The organism is Emergencia sp. (assembly GCF_048465375.1).
GTDB lineage: Bacteria > Bacillota > Clostridia > Peptostreptococcales > Anaerovoracaceae > Senimuribacter.
Map to the genome: position 1 here is coordinate 1 of NZ_DBFWLQ010000011.1, position 26390 is coordinate 26390.

The 26390-nt window shown below is 46.8% G+C and carries 21 protein-coding genes; 4 read left to right on the top strand and 17 right to left on the bottom strand.

Features of this window, described 5'->3' with window-relative positions:
• From ACMQ5W_RS09200 to ACMQ5W_RS09240, 9 genes are all read right to left on the bottom strand, one after another.
• Positions 1 to 353 (bottom strand): CoA transferase subunit A (locus tag ACMQ5W_RS09200; RefSeq protein WP_419024922.1); only part of this gene is annotated, 353 nt, incomplete at its 3' end.
• Positions 354 to 538: 185 nt separating this feature from the next.
• Positions 539 to 1333, bottom strand: coding sequence for an OAM dimerization domain-containing protein (locus ACMQ5W_RS09205; protein WP_148492718.1), 795 nt, complete (start codon positions 1331 to 1333; stop codon positions 539 to 541).
• Positions 1333 to 2889 (bottom strand): lysine 5,6-aminomutase subunit alpha, encoded by a 1557-nt coding sequence (locus tag ACMQ5W_RS09210; RefSeq protein WP_148492719.1) that lies wholly within the window; start codon positions 2887 to 2889, stop codon positions 1333 to 1335. Before ACMQ5W_RS09210 ends, ACMQ5W_RS09205 begins: the two co-directional genes overlap by 1 nt.
• 14 nt (positions 2890 to 2903) lie before the next feature.
• On the bottom strand, positions 2904 to 4547 hold the full coding sequence (locus tag ACMQ5W_RS09215) for a MutS-related protein (protein ID WP_419024923.1): 1644 nt from the start codon (positions 4545 to 4547) through the stop codon (positions 2904 to 2906).
• A 15-nt stretch (positions 4548 to 4562) separates the two neighbouring features.
• Entirely contained in the window at positions 4563 to 5579 is a 1017-nt protein-coding gene (locus tag ACMQ5W_RS09220) for a hypothetical protein (protein ID WP_148492721.1), read from the bottom strand.
• Between the two features lie 177 nt (positions 5580 to 5756).
• The gene (gene ablA / locus ACMQ5W_RS09225) at positions 5757 to 7019 is read right to left on the bottom strand and encodes a lysine 2,3-aminomutase (protein WP_148492722.1); all 1263 of its coding nucleotides are present in this window, start codon (positions 7017 to 7019) and stop codon (positions 5757 to 5759) included.
• A gap of 181 nt (positions 7020 to 7200) precedes the next feature.
• Complete coding sequence (locus tag ACMQ5W_RS09230; protein ID WP_419024924.1) at positions 7201 to 8232, bottom strand: L-erythro-3,5-diaminohexanoate dehydrogenase; 1032 nt, start codon at positions 8230 to 8232, stop codon at positions 7201 to 7203.
• Between the two features lie 215 nt (positions 8233 to 8447).
• Complete coding sequence (locus tag ACMQ5W_RS09235; RefSeq protein WP_419024925.1) at positions 8448 to 9494, bottom strand: L-erythro-3,5-diaminohexanoate dehydrogenase; 1047 nt, start codon at positions 9492 to 9494, stop codon at positions 8448 to 8450.
• A 169-nt stretch (positions 9495 to 9663) separates the two neighbouring features.
• Positions 9664 to 11739, bottom strand: a complete 2076-nt coding sequence (locus ACMQ5W_RS09240) for a sigma-54 interaction domain-containing protein (RefSeq protein ID WP_148492724.1) — start codon at positions 11737 to 11739, stop codon at positions 9664 to 9666.
• 175 nt (positions 11740 to 11914) lie between these two features.
• On the opposite strand from ACMQ5W_RS09240, the gene ACMQ5W_RS09245 reads away from it, so the two are divergent.
• Positions 11915 to 12295: a hotdog fold domain-containing protein gene (locus ACMQ5W_RS09245; RefSeq protein ID WP_197492882.1), complete on the top strand. Its 381-nt coding sequence runs from the start codon at positions 11915 to 11917 to the stop codon at positions 12293 to 12295.
• A 60-nt stretch (positions 12296 to 12355) separates the two neighbouring features.
• Here the strand turns inward: ACMQ5W_RS09245 and ACMQ5W_RS09250 are convergent, their stop codons facing one another.
• Entirely contained in the window at positions 12356 to 14548 is a 2193-nt protein-coding gene (locus ACMQ5W_RS09250; RefSeq protein ID WP_419024926.1) for a hypothetical protein, read from the bottom strand.
• Between the two features lie 109 nt (positions 14549 to 14657).
• Between ACMQ5W_RS09250 and ACMQ5W_RS09255 the strand changes: the two genes are divergently transcribed.
• The gene (locus ACMQ5W_RS09255; RefSeq protein WP_419024927.1) at positions 14658 to 16001 is read left to right on the top strand and encodes an MATE family efflux transporter; all 1344 of its coding nucleotides are present in this window, start codon (positions 14658 to 14660) and stop codon (positions 15999 to 16001) included.
• On the opposite strand, the gene ACMQ5W_RS09260 is transcribed toward ACMQ5W_RS09255, so the two are convergent.
• Genes ACMQ5W_RS09260 through ACMQ5W_RS09270 form a run of 3 tightly spaced genes read right to left on the bottom strand, consistent with a single transcriptional unit; the run spans position 15998 to position 20546 of the window.
• Entirely contained in the window at positions 15998 to 17107 is a 1110-nt protein-coding gene (locus ACMQ5W_RS09260) for an aminopeptidase (protein WP_419024928.1), read from the bottom strand. The two genes, ACMQ5W_RS09255 and ACMQ5W_RS09260, sit on opposite strands and share 4 nt — an antisense overlap.
• 16 nt (positions 17108 to 17123) lie before the next feature.
• Positions 17124 to 18866 carry an N-acyl-D-amino-acid deacylase family protein gene (locus ACMQ5W_RS09265; protein WP_419024929.1) on the bottom strand — a complete coding sequence of 581 codons (1743 nt, stop codon included), beginning with the start codon at positions 18864 to 18866 and terminating at the stop codon, positions 17124 to 17126.
• 12 nt (positions 18867 to 18878) lie between these two features.
• Positions 18879 to 20546 carry an OPT/YSL family transporter gene (locus tag ACMQ5W_RS09270; RefSeq protein ID WP_419024930.1) on the bottom strand — a complete coding sequence of 556 codons (1668 nt, stop codon included), beginning with the start codon at positions 20544 to 20546 and terminating at the stop codon, positions 18879 to 18881.
• 575 nt (positions 20547 to 21121) lie between these two features.
• Here ACMQ5W_RS09270 and ACMQ5W_RS09275 point away from each other — a divergent pair.
• Positions 21122 to 21739: a TetR/AcrR family transcriptional regulator gene (locus tag ACMQ5W_RS09275; RefSeq protein ID WP_419024931.1), complete on the top strand. Its 618-nt coding sequence runs from the start codon at positions 21122 to 21124 to the stop codon at positions 21737 to 21739.
• A gap of 134 nt (positions 21740 to 21873) precedes the next feature.
• Here ACMQ5W_RS09275 and ACMQ5W_RS09280 read toward each other — a convergent pair whose 3' ends face one another.
• The 3 genes from ACMQ5W_RS09280 to trhA all read right to left on the bottom strand — a co-directional run bounded on the left by ACMQ5W_RS09280 (position 21874) and on the right by trhA (position 24924).
• Positions 21874 to 22581: a pseudouridine synthase gene (locus ACMQ5W_RS09280; RefSeq protein WP_419024932.1), complete on the bottom strand. Its 708-nt coding sequence runs from the start codon at positions 22579 to 22581 to the stop codon at positions 21874 to 21876.
• Positions 22582 to 22631: 50 nt separating this feature from the next.
• Positions 22632 to 23933, bottom strand: coding sequence for an FAD-dependent oxidoreductase (locus ACMQ5W_RS09285; protein WP_419024933.1), 1302 nt, complete (start codon positions 23931 to 23933; stop codon positions 22632 to 22634).
• A gap of 331 nt (positions 23934 to 24264) precedes the next feature.
• Positions 24265 to 24924 carry a PAQR family membrane homeostasis protein TrhA gene (trhA, locus tag ACMQ5W_RS09290; protein ID WP_419024934.1) on the bottom strand — a complete coding sequence of 220 codons (660 nt, stop codon included), beginning with the start codon at positions 24922 to 24924 and terminating at the stop codon, positions 24265 to 24267.
• 190 nt (positions 24925 to 25114) lie between these two features.
• On the opposite strand from trhA, the gene ACMQ5W_RS09295 reads away from it, so the two are divergent.
• Complete coding sequence (locus tag ACMQ5W_RS09295) at positions 25115 to 25735, top strand: HAD family hydrolase (RefSeq protein ID WP_419024935.1); 621 nt, start codon at positions 25115 to 25117, stop codon at positions 25733 to 25735.
• On the opposite strand, the gene ACMQ5W_RS09300 is transcribed toward ACMQ5W_RS09295, so the two are convergent.
• Complete coding sequence (locus ACMQ5W_RS09300) at positions 25732 to 26298, bottom strand: cob(I)yrinic acid a,c-diamide adenosyltransferase (protein ID WP_419024936.1); 567 nt, start codon at positions 26296 to 26298, stop codon at positions 25732 to 25734. The genes ACMQ5W_RS09295 and ACMQ5W_RS09300 overlap by 4 nt on opposite strands.
• Between the last annotated feature and the right edge of the window lie 92 nt (positions 26299 to 26390).

Genomic DNA, 26390 nt, shown 5'->3' on the forward strand with positions numbered 1-26390 from the left:
GCAGCTCTGATCTTCTCAGCAAGGGTTCCCTGCGGAACCAGTGTGCACTTGAGCGTTCCGGCTACCATGCCGTCGCCGATCAGCGGGTTCATGCCTACGTGGGAAGCGATGATGTGGTCCACCATGCCTGCTTCCAGCAGCTTGCCGATGCCTCTGGCAGTCTTTGCTCCATATGTACCGACGGGAAGGCCTCCATCGTTGCCGATTACCGTTAAATGCTTCACGCCCTTTTTTACCAGCGCATCGATCAGGCATTCTGGAGTTCCTGTTCCGAGGAATCCGCCGACCATGATTGTCATACCGTCTTTGATGCCTGCAACTGCTTCGTCAGCAGTTTTGATTTTGTTAATCATTGCTTAAAATCACCTTTCTTTCAATATTACTCTTTTCTATCCGCAGCGCCCGGGCGCCGTTCTTAGAATTGCTATCTATCTATTATCATACACCAAGGGGAAACATCCCGCAAGAGTTACCCTTTGGTAAGCACAACCAATGGGCGTTGAATATGGAAAATCAACGCCCGGCAAACTACGTCATATTAACGATCAGCAATATTTGCTTTGTCCTGCCAGCCTCTCTTTTCGACTTCCTGCATGATATAACTCATGACGTGCTCAGCATATTTTCCAGGGCCGAAACCTGCGTCATATCCTAATTCCTGCGCCAGCTCATGGGAAATTCTCGGTCCGCCGCAAGTGAGGATCATCTTGTCACGAAGACCTTCTGCTTCCATCAGCTCTACCATCTTCGTCAGCTGTTTGATGTGGATGTCCTTCTGTGTAACAGTCTGAGATACCAGAATTGCATCGGCGTTGACTTCCTTCGCCTTTGCGATCAGCTGTTCACAAGGAACCTGGGAACCCATGTTATAAGGCTCTACATTCTTGAATCTTTCCAATCCGAAGTGACCGTGGAAGCCCTTCATCTGGATGATGGCGTCGATTCCTACGGTGTGGGCATCGGATTCGATGGAAGCGCCTACGACTACGATATCTCTGCCGATGTGCTCGCCGATCCAATCTCCGCACTCTACTCTATCCATGGTCGTGCCTTCTACCTTAGGAACTTTGATTGCCGTAAAGTCAACTGTCGCCTGCATCTTTCCGTATACTACGAAGAAAGTAAATCCAGGGCAGAGTTCCTTATAGTAAGTAACGTTCGGTTCATCAAAACCGATCTTTTTTACCAGCTGCTTCGCAGCTTCTTCCGCCTCTTCACTGTAAGGTACTGGAAGAGTAAAAGACATTTCTGTCATTCCGTCGTTTAAGGTATCGCCATAAGGCTTCACTTTTGTTAAATCTACGTTGCTAGTTGCTTTGCATTCTGTTGTCATTATTCTTCACCTCCGAGCATAAGTGGGATAAACGGATTGAAATACATATCATCCTTCGCACAAACGCCGTCTAAGCCATGACCGCCGTCTTTCGGTCTCTTGACGCCGCCGAATTTACCTGCTTCGATTGTAGCAAACAGGCCGTCTTTTTCAACTTCTGCAAGTAGTTCGTCAGCTTTTCCAAGAACATCCTGTGCTCTCTTCTGAATGATTCCGTCCTGCTTGAATTCCACTTCGGAACCCAGATCCTTACAGTTGTTAAAGATGTACTGTGCATTTTCAATAGATAAATATCTATCCTGCATATGTGGAGTGTGGATCGCTTCTGTCATCATGCCCAGTAACTGCAGTGACTGACCTGACCAGATGGATACCAGGTTAAAGAGTGCATCCTGAATGTGTCCCTTAAAGATATTTCCAGTCATGAACTTTGTAGGCGGCATGTACTTGAGGCTTGCCTTCGGGAAGATTTCTCTAGCCATGATAGCCTGTGAAAGTTCGTAGAGGAAACCATTTTCCATGTTCGGATCCATCTCGAATGCGTGTCCAAGACCCATCTGCTCTTCTTTGATGTTAGCCAGAACCGCAAACTGCTCGTTGATGAACTGGGATGCAGTGACTGTGTGTGCAGCTTCATAAGCATCGTCTGTGGTCAGATAGTTGTCTTCTCCAGAGTTAAAGATGATGCCGCAATAGCCGATGATGACACGGCTCATATACTGGTCAACCAGAGTTCTCTGCATGTTGATGTCTCTGAACAAAATGCCGTATATTGCGTCGTTGAGCATGACGTCCAGTCTCTCTAATGCACCCATGGCAGCGATTTCAGGCATACACATACCGGATGAATAGTTACATAATCTGATGTATCTGCCTACTTCTTCACCGACTTCGTCCAGGGCTTTTCTCATGATTCTGAAGTTCTCCTGTGTCGCATAAGTACCGCCAAAGCCTTCTGTCGTAGGGCCGTAAGGTACGTAGTCAAGCAGGGACTGGGCAGTCGTTCTGATAACTGCAATGATGTCAGCGCCCTGTCTTGCAGCCGCCTGCGCCTGTACAACGTCTTCATAGATGTTTCCAGTCGCTACGATTACGTACAGATAAGGCTGTGCGCCCTCTCCCAATCTATCGATTAATTCAAGTCTCTTTGCAGACTGTTCTTTGATTTTCTTCAGCGCTTCGTGAACCTTCGGCATGATTGCAGCCTCAGCTTCTTCTGCGGAACAAGTAGGAAGCTTTGTAACATCCAGCTTGCCTGCAGCCATCTCTTCAGCGATTTCCTGCGGCGTCTTACCGGTCTGAACCATGGCGTTTCCAATCCAATAACCGACTCCTCTAGGGAGACCGCCTGCTTCTTTGATCTGGTCAACTACAACGTTTGGAAGTGGATTTTCAACGTCGTCCACGCCGTCAATCCCCAAAAGTCTCAGAATCGTTCTCTCTGTGCTGACAGTGGTGTGTCTGTCGATAAACTCTTGCATGTCATGTGCAATGTTGGCAGCATGAGAACGAGCACTATCTACTACCTTTGGGTCAAGATTTAATTTGCTTTTCATCCTTTTCTCTCTCCTTACTTAATGTATTTTTGTGCTCCATCAATAATTTCTTTATTGATCCCCAACATCTTTGCGATGTTCAGCGCATCTTTTGGTATTTGTCCTTGTTGTTCTACTGTATATAGTCTGTAGTCCATATACTTTGATATGATATTGATTCGTTCTTTTCTATTGGCATATCGAAGTTCGCTGTCAAGCCTTCTAAAATCCACGTCTGACAAACCTCTGACCTGCATATTCTTGACGCCGACTGCTTCGGTGACCGCTTCAAAATGCGTAGTAATGAGGGTGATATACGGTTTTTCTCTCAGATAATCCACCAAGCTCCTGGTCAGGGCAAGGCCTTCGACCGGATTGGTTCCGCTGGCAATCTCGTCGATGAGAAGCAGAGAACGTTCCTCGCTGTGATCGAGGATTTCTTTCAGTTCCTCCATCTCACTGCCAAAGCTGGAAAGGCCTCTTTCCACCGACTGGCTGTCTCCGATGAGAATCTGCATGTAGTTAGAAAGTCCGACCTTTGCATATTTACATGGAACAAAAAAACCGTATTGTGCCAAAATCGGTATCAGACCGGCCAATTTGAGGGAAATTGTCTTCCCGCCCATGTTGGCGCCTGTGATACAGGTCACTCCGTCAACAAGTGAAATGCTCACCGGGCAATATTCCTTGCCTTTGGATTTCAACACATCTTCCACCTTCAGGTGTCTGCCCTCTTCAATGACAATCATATGGTCTGTCACGATTTCCGGCTTGACGCAGGCATGTTTGATGGCATAGAGCGCTTTCCCCACTGCCACATCCAGACAGCCGATCTTATGGCAGTTGGATTTCAATATCTCCGCAAATTCCGCAATCTTCAGAGAAAGGTTCTGCCTAACGACAGCCTCTTCTTCTTCGATCTTCGTCGTCAAATCCTCCATCTTCTGCGTCAACTGATAAACAGCTTCGCCTGGCTTCAACTGAAAGGTCACGGTCATGTAGTCTTCGTCCACCTGCTCTAAATCGGGCACGGACCGATACTTTTCTAATTCGCCCGCTGACTTAGAAACAGCACAGTCAAATTTAGGCGTCAAAACGATGCCGTATTCTTTTCTGATTTCTTCTTTTCTTGCTTTCTGCTGTTTCCTGATGGTAATTTCGATGCCGTGTTTTTCCTTCCGCATCTCTTTCAGCTTCTCGGAAAACTCGTCGTAGATATAAAAGGTGTTGAGTCTGTCTTTATTGGGGTCAAGTACGTCAAGCAGCGCCTCTGTAGGCTCCAGAATAAACTCCTGCGGCACCGCTGTTTTCGTCTGGCTGCAGATCTGTTCGATCTTCCGCATCATCAAAAGCAGTGTCTTTATTTCGTATAATTCTACTACGGACAGGGCATTTCTGCCGCTTCGCTCAATGGTATATGTCGTATCCTTTATTTCCATGAAAGCTTCAGAGAGCATATTGACTGACTTCTGATTTTCCCTGGCAAAGCAAATCATGTCCTCCACCTTGTCCAGTTCTCTTCTCAGTTCCTCTTCTTCTCCCGGAAAAAAGGGTTTTGTTTCTTTTAATATATTCTTACCAAAAGGAGTGTTAAGGTCAATCTGCGACATCACATAATCAAGACCTGTTTCGGATCTCGTCTTTACATTTGCAAGTCGTCTGTTGCTTCCATGTTTCATAAACGCCCCTCCTGTTTATATTCTAACGTCGATAACCGGAATATCTGCAAGCGCTTTCTGCATAGCATCCCTCAACACCTGATGGTCAAAAGAATATCCGCTTGGCGCTATGGGATTCACGGTGACTGCTGCTACTTTGATATTTTTCATGACGCTCACTTTAAACTTTTTCTTACGAAGCTGTCCCCAGTCCATTTGATTGATAAAAATCTTCGTCGGATCTTTGAGCACAAAGTTTACCCTCTTCAGTTTACTCGGGTTGATATCCGCAATCACACTATTTGTAAAAGCGCCCGGAATATATACATAGTCCGTGTCATCGTCGATCGCCTCATCGATAAAGCGGCTGGAACCCAATCCTGTAGTCAAATCAAGAATTTCCACCCAGTCTCCTTTGATGACCATGATACGCTCTTCATCCATATGTTCTGTAATCAGCTGGCGCGCCTTGCAGTCTTCCAATTCGGGCAGACTGTAAAGCTCCACGATGTGAGCCGTATCCTCGATGACCTTTTTCAGATTTCGCGACAAGACTGCACCTGTGGAGAGGATGATGGCATCGGAGGTTTCAGGCGAAGCGATAGATTTCCGATCGATTGCACCGTCAATCAGAATCAATTCACAGCCCATCTCGAACATCTCCTGACACATCTTCTTGGTATGCGCCGTAGCTACCGGACCTGCAATCTGAACATAACCGCTGTCAGCCACTCTGCAGAGAAGCAAATCTCCGATGGAAGTCCTGTAGTCCGATTTCTTTACGATTTCCAGACCTGCATCCGCCAGGTCATAGAGCTGCGTCGGTACAGAGACCACAGTGTCTTCATAGAGATACACCTTCGGCTTCTCCGTTCCTGTAACTAAATCCTGGGTCTCGCCATCTCTTCCCGTAGAAGTGATTCCAAGCCTGATGCCTTCGTCGTCAGCCTCCTCTATCAGATAGTTGAGGGCTGTAGTTTTTCCCGCGTTCTTGGCCATTCCAACGATAGACAATGTCTTATATTTTGTTGATAAATCGTAGAGTAAACCCATAATAAAATCCTTCGTTTGATAGTGATAGGGAGACCTAACCCAATTTCTGAAAGAAATTGTCGGCAGGTCCCCCGTCAGAACGTCCAGGCTTCAGCATGTTGACGTTTACGACCGGAGACCTAACCCAATCCACGTAAGTGGACTGGGTTGTCAGAAGGCCCCCCTATTGCATATGCTTTATTCGTGTTTATTTCTTTCGTGTCTCAGCAGGTTCGCTGGCTCCATTGATTTAATCTGAAGTCCTTCACCAAGCGCTGATACACCCTGATATTTGTAAGTCTTCTTGCCTGTGCAGTAATCGCAAGTGCATTTCAGATCTGGCAGACGAGGCTGTGTATATGTAGTGATAACACCTTCGTAGTTTCTCAGGATGACCTTATCAGGAGTTTCTGAGATGATGTACTGCGGCATAACCGGAGTCTTTCCGCCGCCACCAGGAGCGTCAACTACAAATGTAGGTACTGCATAACCTGAAGTGTGTCCTCTCAGACCTTCGATGATTTCGATTCCCTTTGCAACAGTTGTTCTGAAGTGCTCGATACCAACTGACAGGTCACAGATGTAGATGTAGTAAGGTCTTACTCTGTTCTTTACCAGAATCTGAACCAGGTCTCTCATGATGTGCTTACAGTCGTTAACACCTCTGAGCAGTACGGACTGGTTTCCTAGAGGAATACCAGCGTCAGCTAGCTTTCTGCAAGCTTCAGCAGCATCTGCAGTCATTTCCTTTGGATGGTTGAAGTGTGTGTTCAGCCAGATTGGATGATACTTCTTCAGCATGTTGACCAGATCGTCAGTGATTCTCATAGGCATAACAACTGGTGTTCTTGAACCTAATCTTACGATTTCAACATGGTCAATCTTTCTCAGTTCGCTGATGATGTATTCTAATGTATCGTCTTCAACACATAAGCAGTCACCGCCGGAAAGAAGAACGTCTCTTACAACTGGTGTCTTTCTGATGTATTCGATACATGCATCGATGTCTTCTCTTGATCTAGCTCCGTCAGTTTCACCCGCTAATCTTCTTCTTGTGCAGTGACGACAATACATGGAGCACTGGTCAGTGATCAGGAATAAAACTCTGTCTGGATATCTGTGCGTCAGTCCTGGAGCCGGAGAGTCAGCGTCCTCGTGAAGAGGGTCAGCATCGTCAGCTTCTGATCTGTGCATTTCAGCCAGAGTAGGTACTGCCTGCATTCTTACCGGACATCTAGGATCATCTGGATCCATCAGGGAAGCGTAATATGGAGTGATTCCAACTCTGAATCCACCGATTACTTTCTCGATATCAGCTTTTTCCTGTTCAGTCAGATTTACAACCTGTGCGATGTCTTCTACGGTTGAAAGTCTGTGGGAAACCTGCCAATGCCAGTCATTCCACTGTTCATCTGTTACATCTTTGAATAGAGGAATATCCTTCCAATTTCTAATTGCCATAATAAATCTCCTTAATTTACGATTTCGTCGTATGATTATTTTTTGATTTTGTATTATTCAAACAGCTCGCGGCTGTGTGTTTGATTCTTTGGATTCAAACAGATTTGCATAAGATGCGCCACAGCCTCCCGTAAGAAGCCGTGGCATAAGTATGTGTCAGCAGTTAAACGCCATTATACGACTATGCGTACATTTCTGCGAATAAGTTTCTCAGACCTTCGTGCTCTCTCAGGCACTGAAGAGTGATTGCAGCGTGTCCCTTGGTGTATCCATTACCGATAATCATGTTTACGTCTTTACCTACACCTTCTGCTCCCAGGGCAGCCTTTGTGAAGCTTGTTGCCATGGAGAAGAAGTATACAAGACCATCATCCTTGCAAGCGAGGATAGAAGCCATTTCTGTATTTTCGATGTTTACGTTGTTGATAACGATGTCACAGAGTTCGCCGTCAGTCAGTTCCATAATTTTGTTGTACATTCCAACTGCATCTGTTGCATCCAGGTGGAAGTATTCGTCAGCTAAGTCTAACTTTCTAGCTCTGTCTTCTGATTTCTGTGAACCTGCAGCGCAGATAACTTTACCAGTTACGCCAGCTCTCTTCTTTGCCTCGTATAAGCACAGCAGTCCGGATTTTCCGCCGCCGCCGATAACGAGAACGGTCTGTCCTGGTTTCACCAGTTTTGCAGTCTGTGCAGGTGCTCCAGCTACGTCTAATGCGGAAAGAGCGAGTCCTTCTGGCATATCTTCTGGAAGTTTCGCATAGATTCCGCTCTGGAACAGGATTGCCTGACCCTTGATGTCTACCTGGTCGATTTCTGGTCTGACTTCTAAGATTTCTTCGATTACTAACGGAGTCAGGGACAGGGATACTAATGTAGCGATTTTGTCTCCAACTTTCAGGTCGCCTACGTAAGCAGGTCCGATTTCCTTAACAGTACCGATCAGCATTCCGCCGGATCCAGTCCAAGGATTCTTATGTTTACCAGCTTTAGCAACGATGCCAAGCATAGTCTTTTTGATTTCTTCAACGTCACCGCCAGCTCTTCTTTCAATTTCTGTAAAAGAAGCTGAGTCGATGTTCAAAGTTTTAACGTCAATCAATACTTCGTTGTCGTAGATTTCCATTGTGTTGTCAATTACATCTGCCGGCTGAGGTAAAACACCTTTTGGTGAAATAACTCTGTGTGTTCCGTAAGGGCATCCTTTTTTCATAATAATCATCCTCCTAGAAAAATATTTTAACTTTTAATTTATGCGTGCGCATATCCAATAACTAATCCTCATTATAAGCCTCTGAACCATATGGTGTCTACAGTTACATTCGTGTGATTTGTGTGATTATCAAAAAAATAACAACCGAACCGAAATGTGTTCAATTTCATTTCGGGCTGAACCGATTTTAATTCAGCCCGAATGATAGAGGTATATTACGCATAAAGCTGCGCGAAAAGGTCTCTTAATTTATCATCCTCTCTCAGAACCTGGAGAGCGACATTTGCATGTCCTTTCGTGTAGCCGTTACCGATCAGCATGTTGACGTCTTTGCCCACGCCCTCTGCGCCCAGTGCCGCCTTGGTAAAATCAGATGCCATGGAGAAGAAATATACCATGCCATTATCCTTGCAGGCCATGATAGAAGCCATCTCCGTATTCGGTATATTGACTACATTAATTACGACGTCAGCCAATTTGTCCTCCGTCAGTCTGGCGACTTCCCTGTACAGTCCAACCGCATCCGTCGCGTTTGCCACCAGGTATTCATCCGCCACATCTACGCCCTTCGCTCTTTCGATGGAGCTTTCAAATCCATCGACGCAGATGACCTTTCCGTTGACGCCTGCCTCTTTCTTCGCCTGATAGCAACAGAGCATGCCGGATTTTCCGCCGCCGCCTAAAACTACTACAGTATCGCCAGGTTCAACAATTTTCGCAGTCTGCGCAGGTGCACCTGCGACATCAAGAACCGAGAGAGCCAGATTCTGCGGGATGTCATCCGGCAGAATAGAATAGATGCCGCTTTCGAACAAGATTGCCTGGCCCTTGATATCCACCTGGTCGATATCCTTTCTCACTTCGACAATTTCATCGATTCTCAGGGGTGTCAAGGATAGAGATACTAATGTAGCAATTCTGTCCCCCACCTTCAGATCTCCGTCATAGCTCGGTCCGACCTCTGCAACGCTTCCAATCAGCATGCCGCCAGATCCAGTCCACGGATTTTTATGTTTTCCCGTCTTCTCGACGATGCCCATCATGATGTTTTTGATTTCTTCAACATCACCATCCGCTCTCTTTTCTATTTCAGTAAACGAAGCCGAATCCACGTTTAAAGTCTGCACGTCGATCAGCACTTCGTTGTCGTAAATTTCCATCGTGTTGTCAATTACGTCTGCTGGTTGTGGAAGCACGCCCTCCGGACTGATAACTCTGTGTGTGCCAAATGGATCACCTTTTCTGTATTCCATGTTCTGCATGTGTGTTTCCTCCTCAATGTATGTAAATTTTCGTCGATTTACACTATAGCAAATAGCGTGCCAAAATAAAAACCCACTGTTTCCAATGGGTTTTTCTAAATCAAATCTCAGATTCGAACCGTTTTATGTTCACGCATATTTCTATCGAACCAAATTCGGTTCATTCGTTTTAAATCTCGTATTTCTTCTTTTTTCTGACTAGCTGTGTCTGGCTGATTCCAATGGCTTTCGCCACTTTTCGGGTAGAGCCGTACTTTTCGCAGGCATGTTTGATGATGTTTTTTTCGAAGTTTTCCACCATTTTTTCCAAGTCCAAAGCCCGTCCCTCTTCATCTGCGTTGGCAGCGGCTTCAGGACTGGTGTTCTCGAAAACTTCTGCGTGCAGCTCCCTCATGACATCCAATAACGTAATCTGTTCTCCCTTTGCCGAAATCATCAGCCGCTGCACTACGTTTTCCAATTCCCTGATGTTGCCCGGCCACTCGCATTGCTTCAGGTATTCGACAGCATCGTCGTCAATTTTTCTCTGAATTTCAAATTTGTCACTGTATTTCTTGATAAAATGGTTGACCAGCGCAGGGATGTCTCCCGTCCGCTCCCGCAGGTTGGGCACGCGCATTCTCACCACGTTGAGCCGGTAATATAAGTCCCGTCTGAATTTGTCCTCTTGAATCAAATCTTCCAGGTCGCGATTGGTAGCGGATAGAATTCTCACGTTGGTTTTGATGGGCGTCGTACCCCCGACTCTGAAAAATTCGCCATCCTGAATCACACGTAAGAGTTTCGCCTGCATGTCCTGCTGCAATTCCCCGATTTCATCCAGAAAGATGGCGCCATTGTCCGCCAGTTCAAAGTATCCCTTCTTCCCATTGGAATTGGCACCGGTAAAAGCGCCTCGCTCATAACCAAAGAATTCCGATTCAATCAAAGTAGGCGAAATGGATGCACAGTTAACCTTGATGAAAGGCTGCATCTTTCGGTTGCTGTTCTTATGGATGATATTCGCTACCTTCTCTTTGCCGACGCCCGTATCTCCCGTAATCAAAACATTACAGTCGTATTTTGCCACAGTCAGCATGTCGTTGAGCACCGCCGCCATGGCCCGGCTTTCGCAGACAAAATCCTCCAGCATGGTCTTTCTCTGCCCTGAAGCCTCAAGCAGCCGCGTTTCCCTATTGATAGGATATGACGGATCATCATCCACATAGGGGTCCGTCTCCACTGCATTTTCGATGTAGGGAATCAGATCCTTGACGATTTCAATATCAAATTCGTCATAAGCCTCCAAATAGCCGTCTGCGCAGCGGATATCCAGCTGCCGGGATATAGACTCTGTGATGTACAAGGCGATGTTGTAGTTGTTGATCAGGTTGGCAAAAACTACAGTGCCTCCGCTCTTTGTCGCCAAAATATTGATGGTCTCTGCCCCCGGGATATCAGCACAGTTTACAGACAGATCGAAGAGCGAATCCGCGTTAAGACCTGACAGGCATTCCATGGGCTTGAGGATGTCCACATAATGTACCTCCGTGAACACCCTGGCAATCAAGTCGTTGATAGACTGTCCCTTGAGAACGATGTCCGTCTTTCTGTCCAACAGACAGACCACCTCCGCATCCTCTCGAGCCACTTTTCTGACAGCATAACCGAAGAGCAGGTTGGAAAGCAGGTTATTTCCGACGATCAAAAACTTCTTCTTTCCAACCGCTGTATTGCTGATTCTGTACAGGGTTCCCGATTCATTGAACGCGAAGAGCAGCAGGTTGATGGGAATACCCTCCGGCTTGCGAACCAGCGGCACCTCGTCGTAAAGAACCGCATAGCCTTCTATATCAATCTGGCCAAAGGCCCTGTCGATAGATATGATTTTATCTATGTAAATAGGCACCGAGGCCAGGGATGCATTGCAAACGACTTCTTCTCCCGGTTTGAAGCCTTTTTTGTTGTCATATTCTCTCCCCACCTCAGAGACGGTACCGTAGAACAGGCCGCCCGTATCCGTGACAGGATTGTGCAGTTTCCCCCTTCTAATCACGATGTCCATGATTTTCTGTTTAATGCGCTGGTCGTTGTCGGCCGCTTCCAGGCAGATCTGTTTAAAACTGGTCTGTTCTATATGTATCCGTTTGATGTCTACCCTGATTTCTTCAGGCGCTATATTTCTGCTGTTGTCCAGACGCCAGGCAGAGGTAGGCAGTACGTGCTGCGGTTCCATGACTCTGTTCGTCCCATAATTGCGGGTCATTTTTGATTCGCTCCTTTTTGTATGAACACATTTCGGTTCACTTTTTATGTAATTTCAATGATAACCCATTGGCACATATTTTGCAATTATTATTTACAGGTAACGAATTCAAAGTTATACTACTTATAAAGAATTTTAATTATAGAAAAGGAGAATTTTTATCATGGAAGAAAAAATCACATCAACCCTTAGACTGAGAATGTCTGCAAAGGATGCACATTACGGCGGAGAATTAGTGGATGGCGCGCACATGGTCCACCTGTTCGGAGACGTAGCGACAGAACTTTTAATCAAGTTAGACGGAGACGAAGGTCTTTTCTGCGCTTATGACAACATCGAATTCTTAGCTCCTACATACGCTGGAGACTATATCGAAGCTTACGGCGAAATCACAAAGATTGGAAATACTTCCAGACAGATGAAGTTCGAAGCTAGAAAAGTCATCGTTTCCAGAAAAGACATCAACGCATCCGCTGCTGATTTCTTAGAAGAGCCGATCGTCGTTGCCAGAGCGACTGGAACTTGTGTAACACCAAAAGAATTTAAGAGAAAATAAGATACAATTAAAACGAACGAGGGATGTGCAGGTAACGCACATCCCTTTTTAACTAAGTTTTTACTTCAGCCTTGCCTCTCCTGAATAAACTTCTATCAATCCATTGGATACGACACATCGATACCGGTATCCTCTTCTTTTCATCGTGTTATGCAAAATCAAGGTACTCTTTGCAGCAGACGCCGCTCCGGACTTTTTCCAGGACTTACTGTTTTTTCCTTTGTAATACCATTGATATCGAAGATTTCCACCTTTTGCTTTAACTGAGAAACTGACTTCGCCGCTCTTTCTGGCACTTTTATCCGTCGGTGAGAAAAGAATCTTTAGTTTCAGATTCTCCTGCGGATCTGCAATTTTACATCTGTAAATGGGATAGCCGCCAGAACGCTGCTTCTTCAGCAGTCCAGCCTGCACGAAGGAACCTTTTGACTCTTGCGTATCCGCGACATCTGGTTCCAATGAAGCAGAGATGATGTTAGCCGGTTCCTGATCCATGTAAAAAACGTACGCGCCTTCTTTAAATAACACTTTTTTTGCAGCTCCTGTCACCGCCTGCGTCGATGTTCCTCTATATTGGTTTACAGGAACCTTTGTACCGTCTTGCAGTTCAAAACAGGCTGCACCATTGTTCTTGAGAACTTGTGCCGCTTTTTTTGCTCCCTCTGCATCCTTCGGTATGATATACGCAGTAGGCCTGGTTCTGCTTTTTACGGAAATATCTATATTATAGCTTATATCTGTTTTTTCCGGATCACCCACATATTCTCCGAGGAAATCAAAGGACGGTCTCAGCACTGTCAGACCATCTCGCCCGGATGAATCGTGGGACAGCACAAATTTGTCTGCAGCAGAATAGTTTTTTCCTTTTTGGACCATTGCCGCTCTGGCATCTTCCACCTTTCGCCTAATGGAATCTGCATCTTCTGCCGCCTGTCGCAAAATAGAAAGCACGGCCTCTCTGTGAGATAATACCCTTCTGTCAAAGTGTTGTTTTCCTAAATGAATGCCGTTTGATTCCACCAGAAAAGCGAGGGAATTTCGCAGCCTGGCATAACTGCAGGATGTAGTATTATCGCAGGACAGGTCATAAAAAAAAGCTCTGAACCCTTTTTTCTGCAGTTGTCCTATGGTATTGCGCATCATTGCTTCTTCTTCGGGAAAAATGCCGCTATCCCGATTTAGGTTATTGACGCAGGTAATCTGAATGTCATCGAGACATTTTAAGAAATAACGTCCCTTCTCATTTCCGACAAAGGCAGTCTTTCCACTGAATTCATGGCCATCTATAAAAATCTCCGGCATCAGCTTGCCATACAGCCAATGGAGTTTCTCTGTAACGGCTGACTGCAGCTGCAATCCATCTCTGTTCAAGTTTAGTTTTCGATTATTTCCATAACGGGTAAAACGCTTCGCACCATATTGATTTGCAAAAGGGATTACAATAACATCCATATTCTGCAGATCAGTTTTCCCCTGCGCAAGGGGCTTTGCTGCCGCCAAAGCGGCCTCACCTGCCGCCGGTTCATTTCCATGAATCTGCGCCTGATACATGACTTTCAGGTGATCCTCTCGTGCCAGAGCCTGTAAGGCACCTTCGAGATCCTCATAATGGGTCAAATCCACCTCTGTAAAAATCATCACTGGCCAGGACTTTTTTTCATCGAGGAAATAGAGGTAAGCCTTTTCATTTTGTTGATCCAAACTCTGCAGATAAGCGATGGACTCTTTCTGGGTCGTAAACTTATGACCCTGTCTGCCTGCGGTAAAAGCAGGCGTATCCAAAACGCCGGCGTCTACGTCCTGCAGGTCTTTCACTGCAAACAAGGTGTTTTCAATTTCATCGCTCCAGCGAAAAATCTGCCCAGGTTCATAATCGCCGCCTGTCCTCTGCTGCAAATGAACCGTCACCAGTTTTGTTTCTTTGGCGACATCTTCTTCTCCGATTGCAACAGCTGCCGTCACCGTATAGCATCCCGGTGCAGACGCCTTATAGCTGAATACATCACCCACCTCTGCATTTTCAAATATAAACTGCTTGTCCTTCAATTCTCTCGCCTTGCCAGATCCATTCGGGGTTTCATATACCATTATTTCTGTATTTTTTCCTATATCAAAAATAATGTTCACCGCATCACCACTTTCTTTCTCTGCCCCTGCAGCCTGGACAGGTATCACGAGGAGTAGCATCATACAAAGTATCACCATCTTGCGAAAGCATCTCTTACTAAACTGCCGCTCATTACTACGTTCCATAAAACTCGTCTCTCAATTCTTTTCTAATTCCTGATATGCAAAATAATTATATCACACTTGACAGATATGATAAAATATTTCTGTTAATAATTACAAGGTGGTGGAACTTTTGAACGAACTGACAATAAATTTTACAAATAAACGACTATTCAGCTTAATCCTGCCCTTGATCATCGAGCAGTTCCTCGCAATCACAGTAGGCCTGGCTGACTCGATCATGGTGGCAAGTGTAGGCGAAGCTGCTGTATCAGCAGTATCCCTGGTGGACTCCATCAATACCCTTGTCTTTTACGGTTTTGCAGCCCTGGCAACAGGCGGCGCTGTCGTCTGCGGGCAGTTTATCGGCAGCCGCGACTTGAAAAAAGCCAACGAATCGGCCGAGCAGCTTTTGGTATTCATCGTCCTGCTGGCTGCGGGACTGACCGCCGTTTTATATATGACAAAGTATTTCATCCTCCACGGTCTCTTTGGCAACATCGACCAGGAGGTCATGAACCACGCCAATACCTATTTCATCATCGTAGAAGCGTCGATTCCTTTTATCGCTCTCTACAATGCCGGTGCTGCCCTCTTCCGTGTCATGGGCAACTCCTCTGTCTCCATGCGGATTTCCATCGGTATGAATATCATCAACGTAGGCGGAAACGCCCTTTTGATCTTCGGCTTCCACATGGGTGTCGAAGGCGTAGCCATTCCCACCCTGGCCTCAAGAATCATCGGTGCCATCGCCGTGGTCTGGCTCTTGCGCAACGAAAAATATACCCTCCATATCAGCAAGCCGTTCCGCTGCCGCTTGGAGGGACATATCGTCAAAACAATATTAAAACTGGGCGTGCCCAGCGGGCTGGAGAGCAGTCTCTTTCACCTGGGGAAAATTATGCTTCTCAGCGTGGTTTCGGCCTTTGGCACCGCCTCTATCGCAGCAAATGCCATCGGCAACTCCATGGCCACTTTTCAGATTCTGCCAGCCCAGGCCATCGGGGTGGGCATGATTACCGTGGTCAGCCAATGTGTCGGTGCCAAGGACTTTGACAGTGCCAGATTCTACACCAAGAAACTGCTCAAGTGGTCTTATCTGTCCATGCTTGCCATCAATGCGGTGATCTTCTTGATTCTGCCGCTGGTGATCAATCTGTACAACGTCTCTGATGAAGCTTCCCATCTGGCCAAGCTGATTCTCTGGATGCACGGAGGATTGGGCATTCTCCTCTGGCCTCTGTCCTTCACCCTGCCGCAGACCCTGAAAGCTGCCGGCGACACTACCTTTGTCATGGGCGCAGCTGTCGCCTCCATGTGGCTCTTCCGTATCGCCGCCGGCGTCCTCTTAGCCAAGAACCTAGGATTCGGCGTCCTCGGCATCTGGATGGCCATGTTCATCGACTGGATCGTGCGCATCGTCATCTTCGTCCTGCGGTACCGCGGACATAAGTGGGAAAACAAATACGTGCGCTAAAGCAAGTTCTCCGGATTCAGGGGTTTCAGTTCCGGGCAGACAAAAAGTCCGTCTTTGCGGATGAGCATATCGTCAAACCAGATTTCCCCGCCCCCATATTCTGCCCGCTGCATCATCACTAAATCCCAGTGCACCGCTGATCGATTGCCGTTGTCAGCGTCCTCGTAAGCCTCTCCCGGTGTCAGATGAAAACTGCCGCAGATTTTCTCATCAAAGAGGATGTCTTTCATCGGTTCCAGCACAAACGGATTGACGCCGATGGCAAATTCACCGAAGAAGCGCGCCCCTTCGTCGGTGTCCAGGAGGGCGTTAATCCGCTCTGTGTCGTTGGCTTCGGCCTTGACAATGCGCCCGTTTTCCACCTCGAATTGCACGTTTTCATAAGTGAATCCTAGCATTTCACTGCAGGCATTATAGCGGATGAAACCGTTCACCGAATTCTTTACCGGCGCAGTATAAACCTCCCCGTCTGGAAGATTCATTCTGCCGTCACATTTGACAGCGGGAATTCCTTTGATAGAAAAGGTCAAATCTGTACTCGGCCCTTTGATTCTGACCCGATCCGTTCTGTTCATCAAATCCACCAATGCATCCATGGCACGGCTCATCTTCCCATAATCCATGGTACACACATCAAAGAAAAACCGTTCGAAGCTCTCTTGACTTCTGCCGGCCAGCTGTGCCATGGAGGCATTAGGATAGCGGAGTATGATCCACTTTGTCTCATAGACCCTGCGTTCAACTACAGGCTGGCTCAATTTATAATAAAGGCTCATCTGTTTCGTCGGCACATCGGCCAGCTCTGCAATGTTCGCATTCCCTCTGATGCCGATATAGGCGTCCATGGCTTCCATCTGTGCCAGCTCCCAGTCAAAGAGCAGCTTCATCTGTTCCGCATCCGCCTCCATCAAAATCTCTCTCAGCACACTGTCCTCCCTGGCCAAAACAAAAGGTCTGCCGCCAAGACGATACACATCCTTGATCAGCTGCCGCACCAAAGGCAGGGATTCTCGTCCCTCATATTCTATCAGCACTCGTTCCCCAGCCTTAAGATCACAGGAATATTCCGTCAGCTGCCTGGACAGTGCTGTGATTCTGCTGTCCATTTTCATCACCTCTTCCTTACTTTTTACGCAGCACCCTGCCGGCTGCTTTCTCTATCAGAATATTATTCTCTAGGGCAATCTGCCCGTTAACCAACACGTATAAAATCCCCTCTGGGTCCTGCAGCGGGTTCTCCGCCTCATCAAAGCTGTGAAGCAAAGTTCGGTCCATGATAACCAGATCCGCAAAGCTGCCCTCTTTAATCACACCTCTTTTCTCGATTCCGAACCGCTGCGCCACAAAACCGCTGGCCTGGTACACCGCCTTCGCAAAATCTTTCTTCCCATAACGGTTTAAATAGCGCGGAATATAGCTGATGTTCATGCTGTTGGGGTAAATTTCGATTTCTGCATTGCCGCTGAGGTTGGTATCCTTGCTGTAGCTGCTGCCATCGGAACACGGCATGGCAATCTCGCTGCTGCATAGAAGATCCACGCTCTGCTGAAAGTCCGGCGCTGTCAAATCTGCTGTCATATCAGGGTCTTCCGCAAATACTGCCATCAATTCATCGAGAGGTGAAAGACCGCGTTTTTCAGCACAGTGGTGTAAATATTGCCCAACATAGGCCGGGTTCACATGCTTTGTAATCAAAAGTTCCCCCAGCCAGCAGGTATCGGAATTTTCATCCAGAATCGGCATCTTTCCTTTCTTCACGATCTCGTGTACTCGCCGGCGGAAAGCTTTCTGCTGAAACAATTCCCCCAGTTTTTTTCTCGTCCCAGCCAGCAGCACCAAAGGGCTCAGATAATAGCCGCAGGACGTCAAGGTATAGTCAGAACAAGCTGCACTGGGTATGACATCATAACTCAAGTCTACCCCCGAAGCGGCGAGCCCCTTAAAATAATCCAGCGTCTTTCGAGCCGCTTTTACAGCCCCTGCCGCGTCCTCAGCCATATTCATGACATGGACATGAGAAATATTCATTTTGATAGCCGTCTCCTCCGCCTGTCTGACCATTTCCGCATAACCGCCGAGCCGGTCAGGCTGACCCAGTCCATTGCAGTTGAAGGTATGGCTTGCGAAGATTCCCTCATACCGAGCGACGATCTGCAGCATTCTGTTCATTTCGTCATCTGACGCAAAGGGGCCGGGAATATACATAGGGTCCCTGCCCGTTGAAATGCCAAAGGCTCCCGCTTCCATGCAGTCCTGAATGACAGATTCTAAAGCGGCAATTTCGTTTTCGGTCGCCTGCCGCTGGCAATCTCTGCCCATGACAGCAGTTCTCACGGCGCTGTAGCCGATCAAAGGCGCCAGATTGCCGCCTAGTGGCAGCGAATCGCATTTTTGATTAAATTCATCAAAGCTCCTCCAATCCAACCGCACGCCGTATCGCTTTTCGTAGGCGTCAGCAGCTTTCTCTCTGTCAAAGAGCAGAGACAACAGCGCAAAGGGATCTGCTCCCGCCAGATTTAGAAATTCCTGGTCCAGGTCCGAACAATAGAAGACTTCTTCGCCCTGCGGCGCCATGCCGTAACCGCAATTTCCTGTTACCACAGTGGTCACCCCTTGTTTTAAATAAGGTTCCATTGTCGGTGCTGTGAGAATGGATTGATCCACATGGGTATGCGGATCGATGAAACCAGGTGTCACAGTCTTTCCCGCCGCATCGATGACTTTGCAGTCTTCCCCAACCTCATCGGCCAGAGGAATTTCACCGATATATGTAATCACGTCGCCAGTGATGCCCATATCTGCGAGATAGATTGGTCCGCCCGTGCCATCACAGATCAGACCGTTTTTGATCACTATATCAAACATACGCGCCCCCTATCAAAACGTCACCATCGTGATGATGACCATCAGTACGCAGACCATTGCATCTCCGATGACTAATCCCGTCGCCACATTATCCATTTTTTCAGCAAAAGCGATGCCTTTTGTCTTTTCCACAGCTAGGCGGATCATGCCTCCCAAGGCAATACCCAGAATGGTCTTCGGCGCCAGATACATAGCTAGCGCGATACCTCCTGCCGGCAAGCCGATCAGCGAAAGCACTGCGCCCAAGACCCCGCCTATTGCGAATCGCCCTGGATTGAACAGGGTTGAAACGCCGCCTTCAGAAATGCCGTTAATCACTGCATAATACATGTTTCCAAAAGGGAATGTGAACAGCTCGTCGTTGAGGCCGAAGACTTTGATGATTGCATAGAACAGAGCCGTACCTGCCAGGCATCCGAAAAAAATGCCGATAAACTGCGCCTTAATCTGCTTCTTAGGAGAAGCGCTGACCATCTGTCCGATTTTCAAATCATACATGGTATCCTGCGCCAGAATGAAAGTATTGAAGTTCATAAAGGCGATTAGCATGGAGAATACTGCATTGCCAGTCAGCCCGTAGGAAATTACGATCATAAAAATGTTCAGCGCCAGTCCTGCACTTAAACCTGATTCCGCAGAAACTCTGACTGCAATCATGGCAAAGAGCAGGCTTACCACCGTGCAGATGACCAGGTGGATGACTTTGATCTGATAATAAGCGTTGCAGAAGGCGATCATGGCAGCACTCAGTACCAGGAGCAGAATCAGGATAGATTTCAGCGAATAGTCTCGGTCGCTTTTTTGGTCCGCGTCTTTTTTGAACTGAAAGGCGTGGACGATGGCTCTCCATTGTCTGCAGATGGGAATTACTGCCGCCAAAAGTGCAATGCCGATTACAATCGGCAGGTTAAAGTCCTGAATTTCCGAAAAGTAGTCCTCGGCGGGGTTTGCGAACCAACCGCGGCTCGTGCCAACAGGGGCTTCGATGAGGCAGATCAATAAACTGGTCACCAACATGCAGAGCGCATTTCTCGAGCCCAGCACATATCCCATGCCCAGCATCAGAGGCATAATCAAAATACCCAAGGTCATACCGTTCTCTGGCAGAAAAGGCGTAAAGTCTGCCAAATACGGCAGATATTCCATGTTCTGCAAAAAGGAAATCACTACACTGAAGGCCACTGCGCCAAACAACAGCTTCGTCGAACTCTTGTCTTTAGCATCAATTTGGTCCATCGCCGTAGTGCACATGACCGCGCCGGGAAAAGGCAGATTTTTATCGTAAACAAACTGGTCTCGGAGTATGGATACAAAGCAGATACCGATGGCATCTGCAAGCAATAGCAGTACAAAGGTCGGCAGCACTTCTAATCGCTCTCCCATCATCAGCAACGGCACGATATTACCAGTCAGCGAATAGGCGGCAAAAGTAGTCGCCGTCGCACAGGTCTGCATGATGTTGACTTCTCGTCTGTTGGTGGGACCGCCAAAAAGCGGAATCAGAAGGACGCCAATCATAGACGCAATCGGTGCCACATCAGTATCCAGACCTAATACCGCATCCAGATACATCATCAGCGCCATGAGAAGAAGGCCGATCATCACGCCAAAGAAGATAGCGCGAAAACTGAATTCTCTGTCCAGGCTCAGCCCAGAGGCCGCCTTTATTTCTTTTTTCATAATTTCCTCCATAGGTGTTCTCACCAGACTGTATTCATCACTAGATTTATCGCTGGCGGTACACCTCGTCAAAAGATCGTTTTAGCAAAAGTGAGTCGACTCACTTTTTTTATACACCTTTTTCCTCTTCAAGTCAATCGATATTTGTTGTTTTTTCAAAAAATACTGAATTCTATTATCTAGGCGTATAGGGTATGGGGGTATAGGATGAGCCGCTTCTACGAAACGGTTAGGTTTTTTGATACAGTTTTAGAGGTTTCGCATAACTTTACAACAACATCGGGAACCATTCCTCATGAAAATAGTTCATATTGCTTGCAGAATCTGTAAAACATCTGTAAACGGTTACTTTTCTAGGTTTTAAGCGATGTTTGGAGTGGAGGAATTTAAGCCAAAAGTAACCATAATCAAATATACCCCCTTGTGTAGGCCTCCAGATAGCAGCCCGGTTACGCGAGAATGTCCTGATACACCCAAAAAGCATAAGGATATCGTAAGGAGGGTGATTGGCGGTTTTCTCCTTGCGCCAAAAGGAAATTTGTGTTAAAACAAGATAAGAAAGAGGAGGAATATCCATGCCAAAAAGAACATTTTTGAAATTGCCGCCAGAGAAACAGCAACGAATCCTCGACGCGGCAGAGGACGAGTTTATTGAATATAAAGATCAATACGAAAAGAGCAGTGTCAATCGCATTGCAGACAAAGCAGGCATCTCGGTCGGCAGCATCTACAAGTATTTTTATGACAAAGACGACTTGTTTTTCTGCGTTTTTAACAGCAACAAAGAACGGCCTCAGACTTTGGCGGAGTCAGATACTTTGTATGATTATTCAAAAAAAGAAATCGGCTTAGACTTAAAAAAAGGTCAAGTAGGCAGTGACTTGGCAAATATTATTTTTCAAAACACCGGATTATTTCAAGGCTTAGTGTTCAGTGATACGGCAACGCCGGATTATCTGGAAAAGCTGAAAGACTATCTGGCAAAGGACCAAGAGCGCGGTATCTTAAAGGACGACATTGACTTGGAGGTAGCCGCCTATCTTTATTCCACTATCGAGTTCAACGCCTATCAGTACTGTACCGCCCACGGTCTCGATTTTTCTAAGGACACGGAAATCCTTCGCAAGATGACAGATATGTTTTTCTTCGGCATCTATCGTGATGACGCAAAAGGAGGAATGACGGAGAAATAATTTTTTGCGGAGGGAGCGATGTCCCCGGCTGCCTGCTAAGCGCCTTTACGATCATAACTGCCCAATCATCTGGCAAAACAAAAAAGGATTGTGGAAACAGTAGTCTTTCTACTGATTCGCAATCCTTTTTGTTTTTATCTTCCATTCTTCAAATACTCGATCTCTTCCCTGGTCAGTTTCCGATAATGTCCTTCTGCCAGCCTTCCCAGTTTTACGTCACCGATGGCGATACGCTCAAGACTCTGCACGTTGTTGCCGACAGCCTTGAACATCTTGCGGACCTGGCGATTTTTGCCCTCGTGGATGGTGATGTCCACCACCGTATTCCGGGGATGTCCTTTGACGATCTCCACCTTTGCCTTTGATGTGACAAAACCGCCGATGTCCACGCCTTCTCGGAGTTTCGCGCACTTTTCGTTTGACAGCACGCCGGCCACCACAGCTCGATACGTTTTCGGCATCTCGTGTTTAGGATGGGATAAGGTATAGGCGAAATCTCCGTCGTTGGTCATGATCAGCATACCCGAGGTATTATAGTCCAGACGGCCCACAGGGAAAATTCTCGCGTCCACATCCTGAACCAGATCCATGACGGTCAGCCTGTCCCTGTCGTCGCTGACGCTGGTGATGTAGCCAACTGGCTTGTTGAGAAGGATGTATACCTTCTTTTCCTCCGCTTCAATTCTCCTGCCGTTGACCTCCACTACATCACCACTGACAACGTCATAGCCCGGCTCCTTTAAAATCAGACCGTTGACTTTAACGTTGCCATTGGCAATGAGTTCATCTGCTTTTCTGCGGCTGGCTACACCAGCCTGTGCAATATATTTGTTAATTCTCATTAGTTTCTCTCCGTTCACTTTGTCTTTAGTGATTTTAACACAAAACGCGATTAATTAAAAGAGTTATATATCCCTGTCAGACCTGCCGCCTCAATGCGATCTGCGATTTTATCTTTGTCAGTGGTGTAAAGTCCCGTCTCCTTCATGTGCGCAAAGAATTCATCTCCGGCAAAGGTAATCATGCCCCCGTCTGGCTTTTCGTATGTAAGAAGAGAGCCGATAGCGGTTGATTCCGGCAGTGTGATCAGCGTTTTACCGCGCGCTGCTCTGCCCGCATTGTGCCCGGCCAATGAACCTGTAGAAATAGCCTCCGTATGACCGATGAATAGTCCGGATTTTTCACCGCCGCAGAACAGATTATCAACGTCTCTCACCTTCATGAAAGGATCTCTTTCAGTGACGGCCGTGTATCTGATAGAATTCCCCTTTCCGCCTGCATAAGGATCGACGAAACGAGCATTTTCAAAGCCTGTTACCTGGCGTAATTCAGCCAATGGGAAGTACGGCGTCATCATTTTGGCATAGCCCGTATCAATCAAAATCACATTCTCAGCAAAAGGCGGCAGGGCATATTGACGGCATACTTTTTTCGAAAGTTTGCTTTCGTTGATCAATTCCTTTGGCAGCGGCACAACAACTACGCCTTTTTCATTGAGTTCTTTTACAATTGACTCTGACAGACTGGATTTTTCCAGCTTGCAGGAACCACTGAAAGCACCGGGCGTACCGTCCGCCCGCTTTCCATAATAGTCGTGGCCGCCGGCTTTTTCTGAAATGCTGACGCGGGGGCCAAAAGCAGGACAACGTAACACACACATGCTGCAGCCGTTGCCGAATTCCATGCAGTTTCCCATGGGCCCCGTGGTTCCCGTGCAGTCGACAAAGACGTCGCCGTCAAAGCGTTCGCCGTCCGCCGATTCCAGCGCAGTAATCTTGCCGTCCTCTTTGATGACGTCTGTGATCCTCGTTATCAGATGTACTTCGATATCCATTTCTCTCATCAGCCGCCTCACTTCTGGCTCCACTTTGACGACATTGTAAAAAGTTGCGTGGTCGTGACCTGGGAAATTTACATTTTTGTGGGTCGCGCATTTATCTGTAATAGCAAAGAGCTCGTCTGCGCCCATGGCTATGTTCTCTTCGGTCGCAGTAAAACGGCCATTGTTTCTCATGATTCCTCCTACGTTTCCTAGTCCCAGAAGCAGATCAGTCCGTTCCAGTATTTCTACCTCCGCTCCCGTTTTTCTTGCTGCGATGGCGGCAGCACAGCCAGACCAGCCGCCGCCGATAATTACGATTTTTGCCATATGAACCTCCAATTTACTTTTCCGAGTATCGGGGATAACGTACATAACGCCTGATATGTACTATTTTCAAGGAAATTATGGCATATTTCAGTGCCATCATCAGGGTATTCTCAAGATTACGCTCATAAATTAGCATTTATTATCCAAAAATCTTTAACATTTTTGCTTCAATTTGTAAGGACATCCCATTTTTCCTGCTTCTGCCCTTCAAACCACCTGAAAATCTGCCTAAATTTAGAAAAAAACATCTTTTTATGGCATTTCTCCCGAAAACGAAAGGCGGCATACCCCTCCAGGGTATGCCGTTTTACATCGTATCCCCGTATAGTATTCATATGATACCAGGGCACGTCTATATGTCATTTTGTTGGAAGAATTAATAAGCCATAGGCAAAACGTAAATTGAGATGCATAGATAGTGGAGCACGCTGCCCGCCAGGACAAATAAGTGCCATATACTGTGCATGTATTTTACGTTCTTCAATGCGTAAAATACCAGTCCGCCTGTGTAGCTGATTCCGCCGATGAGAAGAAGCCAGAACGCTGGTGATGGCAGCACATGGATGATATCTTTGAACACTGCCAAAATTGACCATCCCATGATGACATAGAGGACAGTTCCAAATTTCTCTGTCTTTTTCAAATCAATGGCGTTGAGCACGATGCCCAAAACTGCGCAGGCCCACACGGCGATAATCACCGCCAGTCCCCTGCTGTTTCCTGAAAGGGCTACCAGACAAAACGGGGTATAACTTCCCGCGATTAAAAGGAAGATCGATGTATGATCAAAAATCCGCAAAATTTCTTTTGCTTTTGGATTAGCCACCGCGTGGTATACCGTGGACATGGTGTAGAGCACGATCAGAGAGATTCCGTAAATCAAGCTGGCTCCAAGGGCTAAAGCGCTGCCGTGGGCTGCTGACATGACCACTAGCAGTGCCGTGCCGCCAATTGCCAGCAGCGACCCCACGCCGTGGGACACGCTGTTAAAAATCTCTTCTCCTACTGTATATCTTTTTAAAGTTCTATCTGCCATAAAACTCGCCTCCTACTGTCAATTTCTATTCTTATTATATGCCATAAATGATTTTTTATGTCTCCAAATATAATTTTCATTACTACATTATATTATATCAGCAATTTCATTTTGTCAAGTCACTAATTATTTTTCTCTTGTCATAGGGGAAAAAATATTATAATATAGCAGTAACAAGGAGGTATTATTCATGTATCAGGGAATTATATTTGATTTGGACGGCACATTGTGGGATTCTACTCTGCAGATTCTGCCAGCGTGGAACATCGTCTTACAACGTAATGGAAAAGAAAACAGACTCAGTCATCAGGATATCAAAGGCTGTATGGGAAAAACAGCTGTACAGATTGCACAGAGAATACTGCCTGACGCTCCTTTGGCAGAAAGCCTGCAGGTTGTAAAGGATTGCTGCCTGGAGGAGCTGGTCTATCTGGAACAGAGCGGCGGTACCCTTTATCCACATTTGGAAAAAACGCTCCGCACCCTAGCCGGACAGCACGATTTATTTATCGTCAGCAATTGTCAAGAAGGTTATATCGAAACCTTTATGAACGTCCACAAGCTGAATCACTATTTTAAGGACTTTCAGTGGGAGGGCAGCAGCGGCCAGTCGAAAGGAGAAAACATCAGAGATATCATGACTCGCAATCAATTGACTTCGGCAGTTTATGTAGGTGACACCCAGGGCGACCTGGATGCCGCAGATCTAGCCGCGATTCCTTTTATTCACGCCGCCTATGGGTTTGGACAGGTAAATCGCAGTGTACCTGCAATTCATGCTCTCACAGAACTGCCGTCTCTCTGCCTCTAGCGAGACGGCCAGCAGCGGCTTTTGCTCTTGCCCTGGTCCTGCTGACAAACGGTTTCCTCCAGTCTGGCCAAAGCATAGACCGCATCGGACAAGCGGTTGACATATTTCAGTAATACGTCGCGCACCTCTATTTCCTCCCTGGCCGCGATGATTGCCCGCTCTCCTCTGCGAACGATGGTTCTGGCCACATGAAGAGCTGCCGATGCAGGATTTACGCCTGGAATGACAAACTCGGTCTGTACCCCTGTGGTCAAGGTGCAGCGATCCACTATCCCTTCCAATTCCGTAACGTCTTTTTCGCCTATCACGTCGTCTGCCAAAAGGACCAATCCTCTCTTGTCGCTGGCCAGTTCAGCACCGACACGAAACAAGGTATGCTGCATGTCATCGATGCATTCTTTGATATAATCGTTATGAGTCAGAGCATAAGCAACTCCCAACATCGCGTTCACTTCGTCCATGGTTCCATAACAATTCACCCTGGCACTGTCCTTTCTGACTCTGCTGCCGCCAACCAGGCCGGTCTCTCCTCCGTCTCCTGTTTTCGTATAAAGATTTGCCAAATTCATCACATCCTAAATTTTCAATTTTATCATTAGGATATGTAGAAGTGACTTTTTCTATACATAAAAAGGGCTGCATCTGCAGCCCCTTA

What these genes read in the sequence shown, in the direction of transcription:
- ACMQ5W_RS09240 (WP_148492724.1), bottom strand. Translation starts at nt 11,739, where the DNA reads ATGACCCGCAATTATGGGACGAACAGAGTCATGGAACCGCAGCACGTA.
- ACMQ5W_RS09250 (WP_419024926.1), bottom strand. Translation starts at nt 14,548, where the DNA reads ATGGAACGTAGTAATGAGCGGCAGTTTAGTAAGAGATGCTTTCGCAAG.
- ACMQ5W_RS09275 (WP_419024931.1), top strand. Translation starts at nt 21,122, where the DNA reads ATGCCAAAAAGAACATTTTTGAAATTGCCGCCAGAGAAACAGCAACGA.
- ACMQ5W_RS09205 (WP_148492718.1), bottom strand. Translation starts at nt 1,333, where the DNA reads ATGACAACAGAATGCAAAGCAACTAGCAACGTAGATTTAACAAAAGTG.
- ACMQ5W_RS09280 (WP_419024932.1), bottom strand. Translation starts at nt 22,581, where the DNA reads ATGAGAATTAACAAATATATTGCACAGGCTGGTGTAGCCAGCCGCAGA.
- ACMQ5W_RS09260 (WP_419024928.1), bottom strand. Translation starts at nt 17,107, where the DNA reads ATGGACAGCAGAATCACAGCACTGTCCAGGCAGCTGACGGAATATTCC.
- ACMQ5W_RS09230 (WP_419024924.1), bottom strand. Translation starts at nt 8,232, where the DNA reads ATGAAAAAAGGATGCCCTTACGGAACACACAGAGTTATTTCACCAAAA.
- ACMQ5W_RS09220 (WP_148492721.1), bottom strand. Translation starts at nt 5,579, where the DNA reads ATGGGTTTACTCTACGATTTATCAACAAAATATAAGACATTGTCTATC.
- ACMQ5W_RS09215 (WP_419024923.1), bottom strand. Translation starts at nt 4,547, where the DNA reads ATGAAACATGGAAGCAACAGACGACTTGCAAATGTAAAGACGAGATCC.
- ablA (WP_148492722.1), bottom strand. Translation starts at nt 7,019, where the DNA reads ATGGCAATTAGAAATTGGAAGGATATTCCTCTATTCAAAGATGTAACA.
- ACMQ5W_RS09235 (WP_419024925.1), bottom strand. Translation starts at nt 9,494, where the DNA reads ATGCAGAACATGGAATACAGAAAAGGTGATCCATTTGGCACACACAGA.
- ACMQ5W_RS09295 (WP_419024935.1), top strand. Translation starts at nt 25,115, where the DNA reads ATGTATCAGGGAATTATATTTGATTTGGACGGCACATTGTGGGATTCT.
- ACMQ5W_RS09285 (WP_419024933.1), bottom strand. Translation starts at nt 23,933, where the DNA reads ATGTACGTTATCCCCGATACTCGGAAAAGTAAATTGGAGGTTCATATG.
- ACMQ5W_RS09270 (WP_419024930.1), bottom strand. Translation starts at nt 20,546, where the DNA reads ATGAAAAAAGAAATAAAGGCGGCCTCTGGGCTGAGCCTGGACAGAGAA.
- ACMQ5W_RS09210 (WP_148492719.1), bottom strand. Translation starts at nt 2,889, where the DNA reads ATGAAAAGCAAATTAAATCTTGACCCAAAGGTAGTAGATAGTGCTCGT.
- trhA (WP_419024934.1), bottom strand. Translation starts at nt 24,924, where the DNA reads ATGGCAGATAGAACTTTAAAAAGATATACAGTAGGAGAAGAGATTTTT.
- ACMQ5W_RS09265 (WP_419024929.1), bottom strand. Translation starts at nt 18,866, where the DNA reads ATGTTTGATATAGTGATCAAAAACGGTCTGATCTGTGATGGCACGGGC.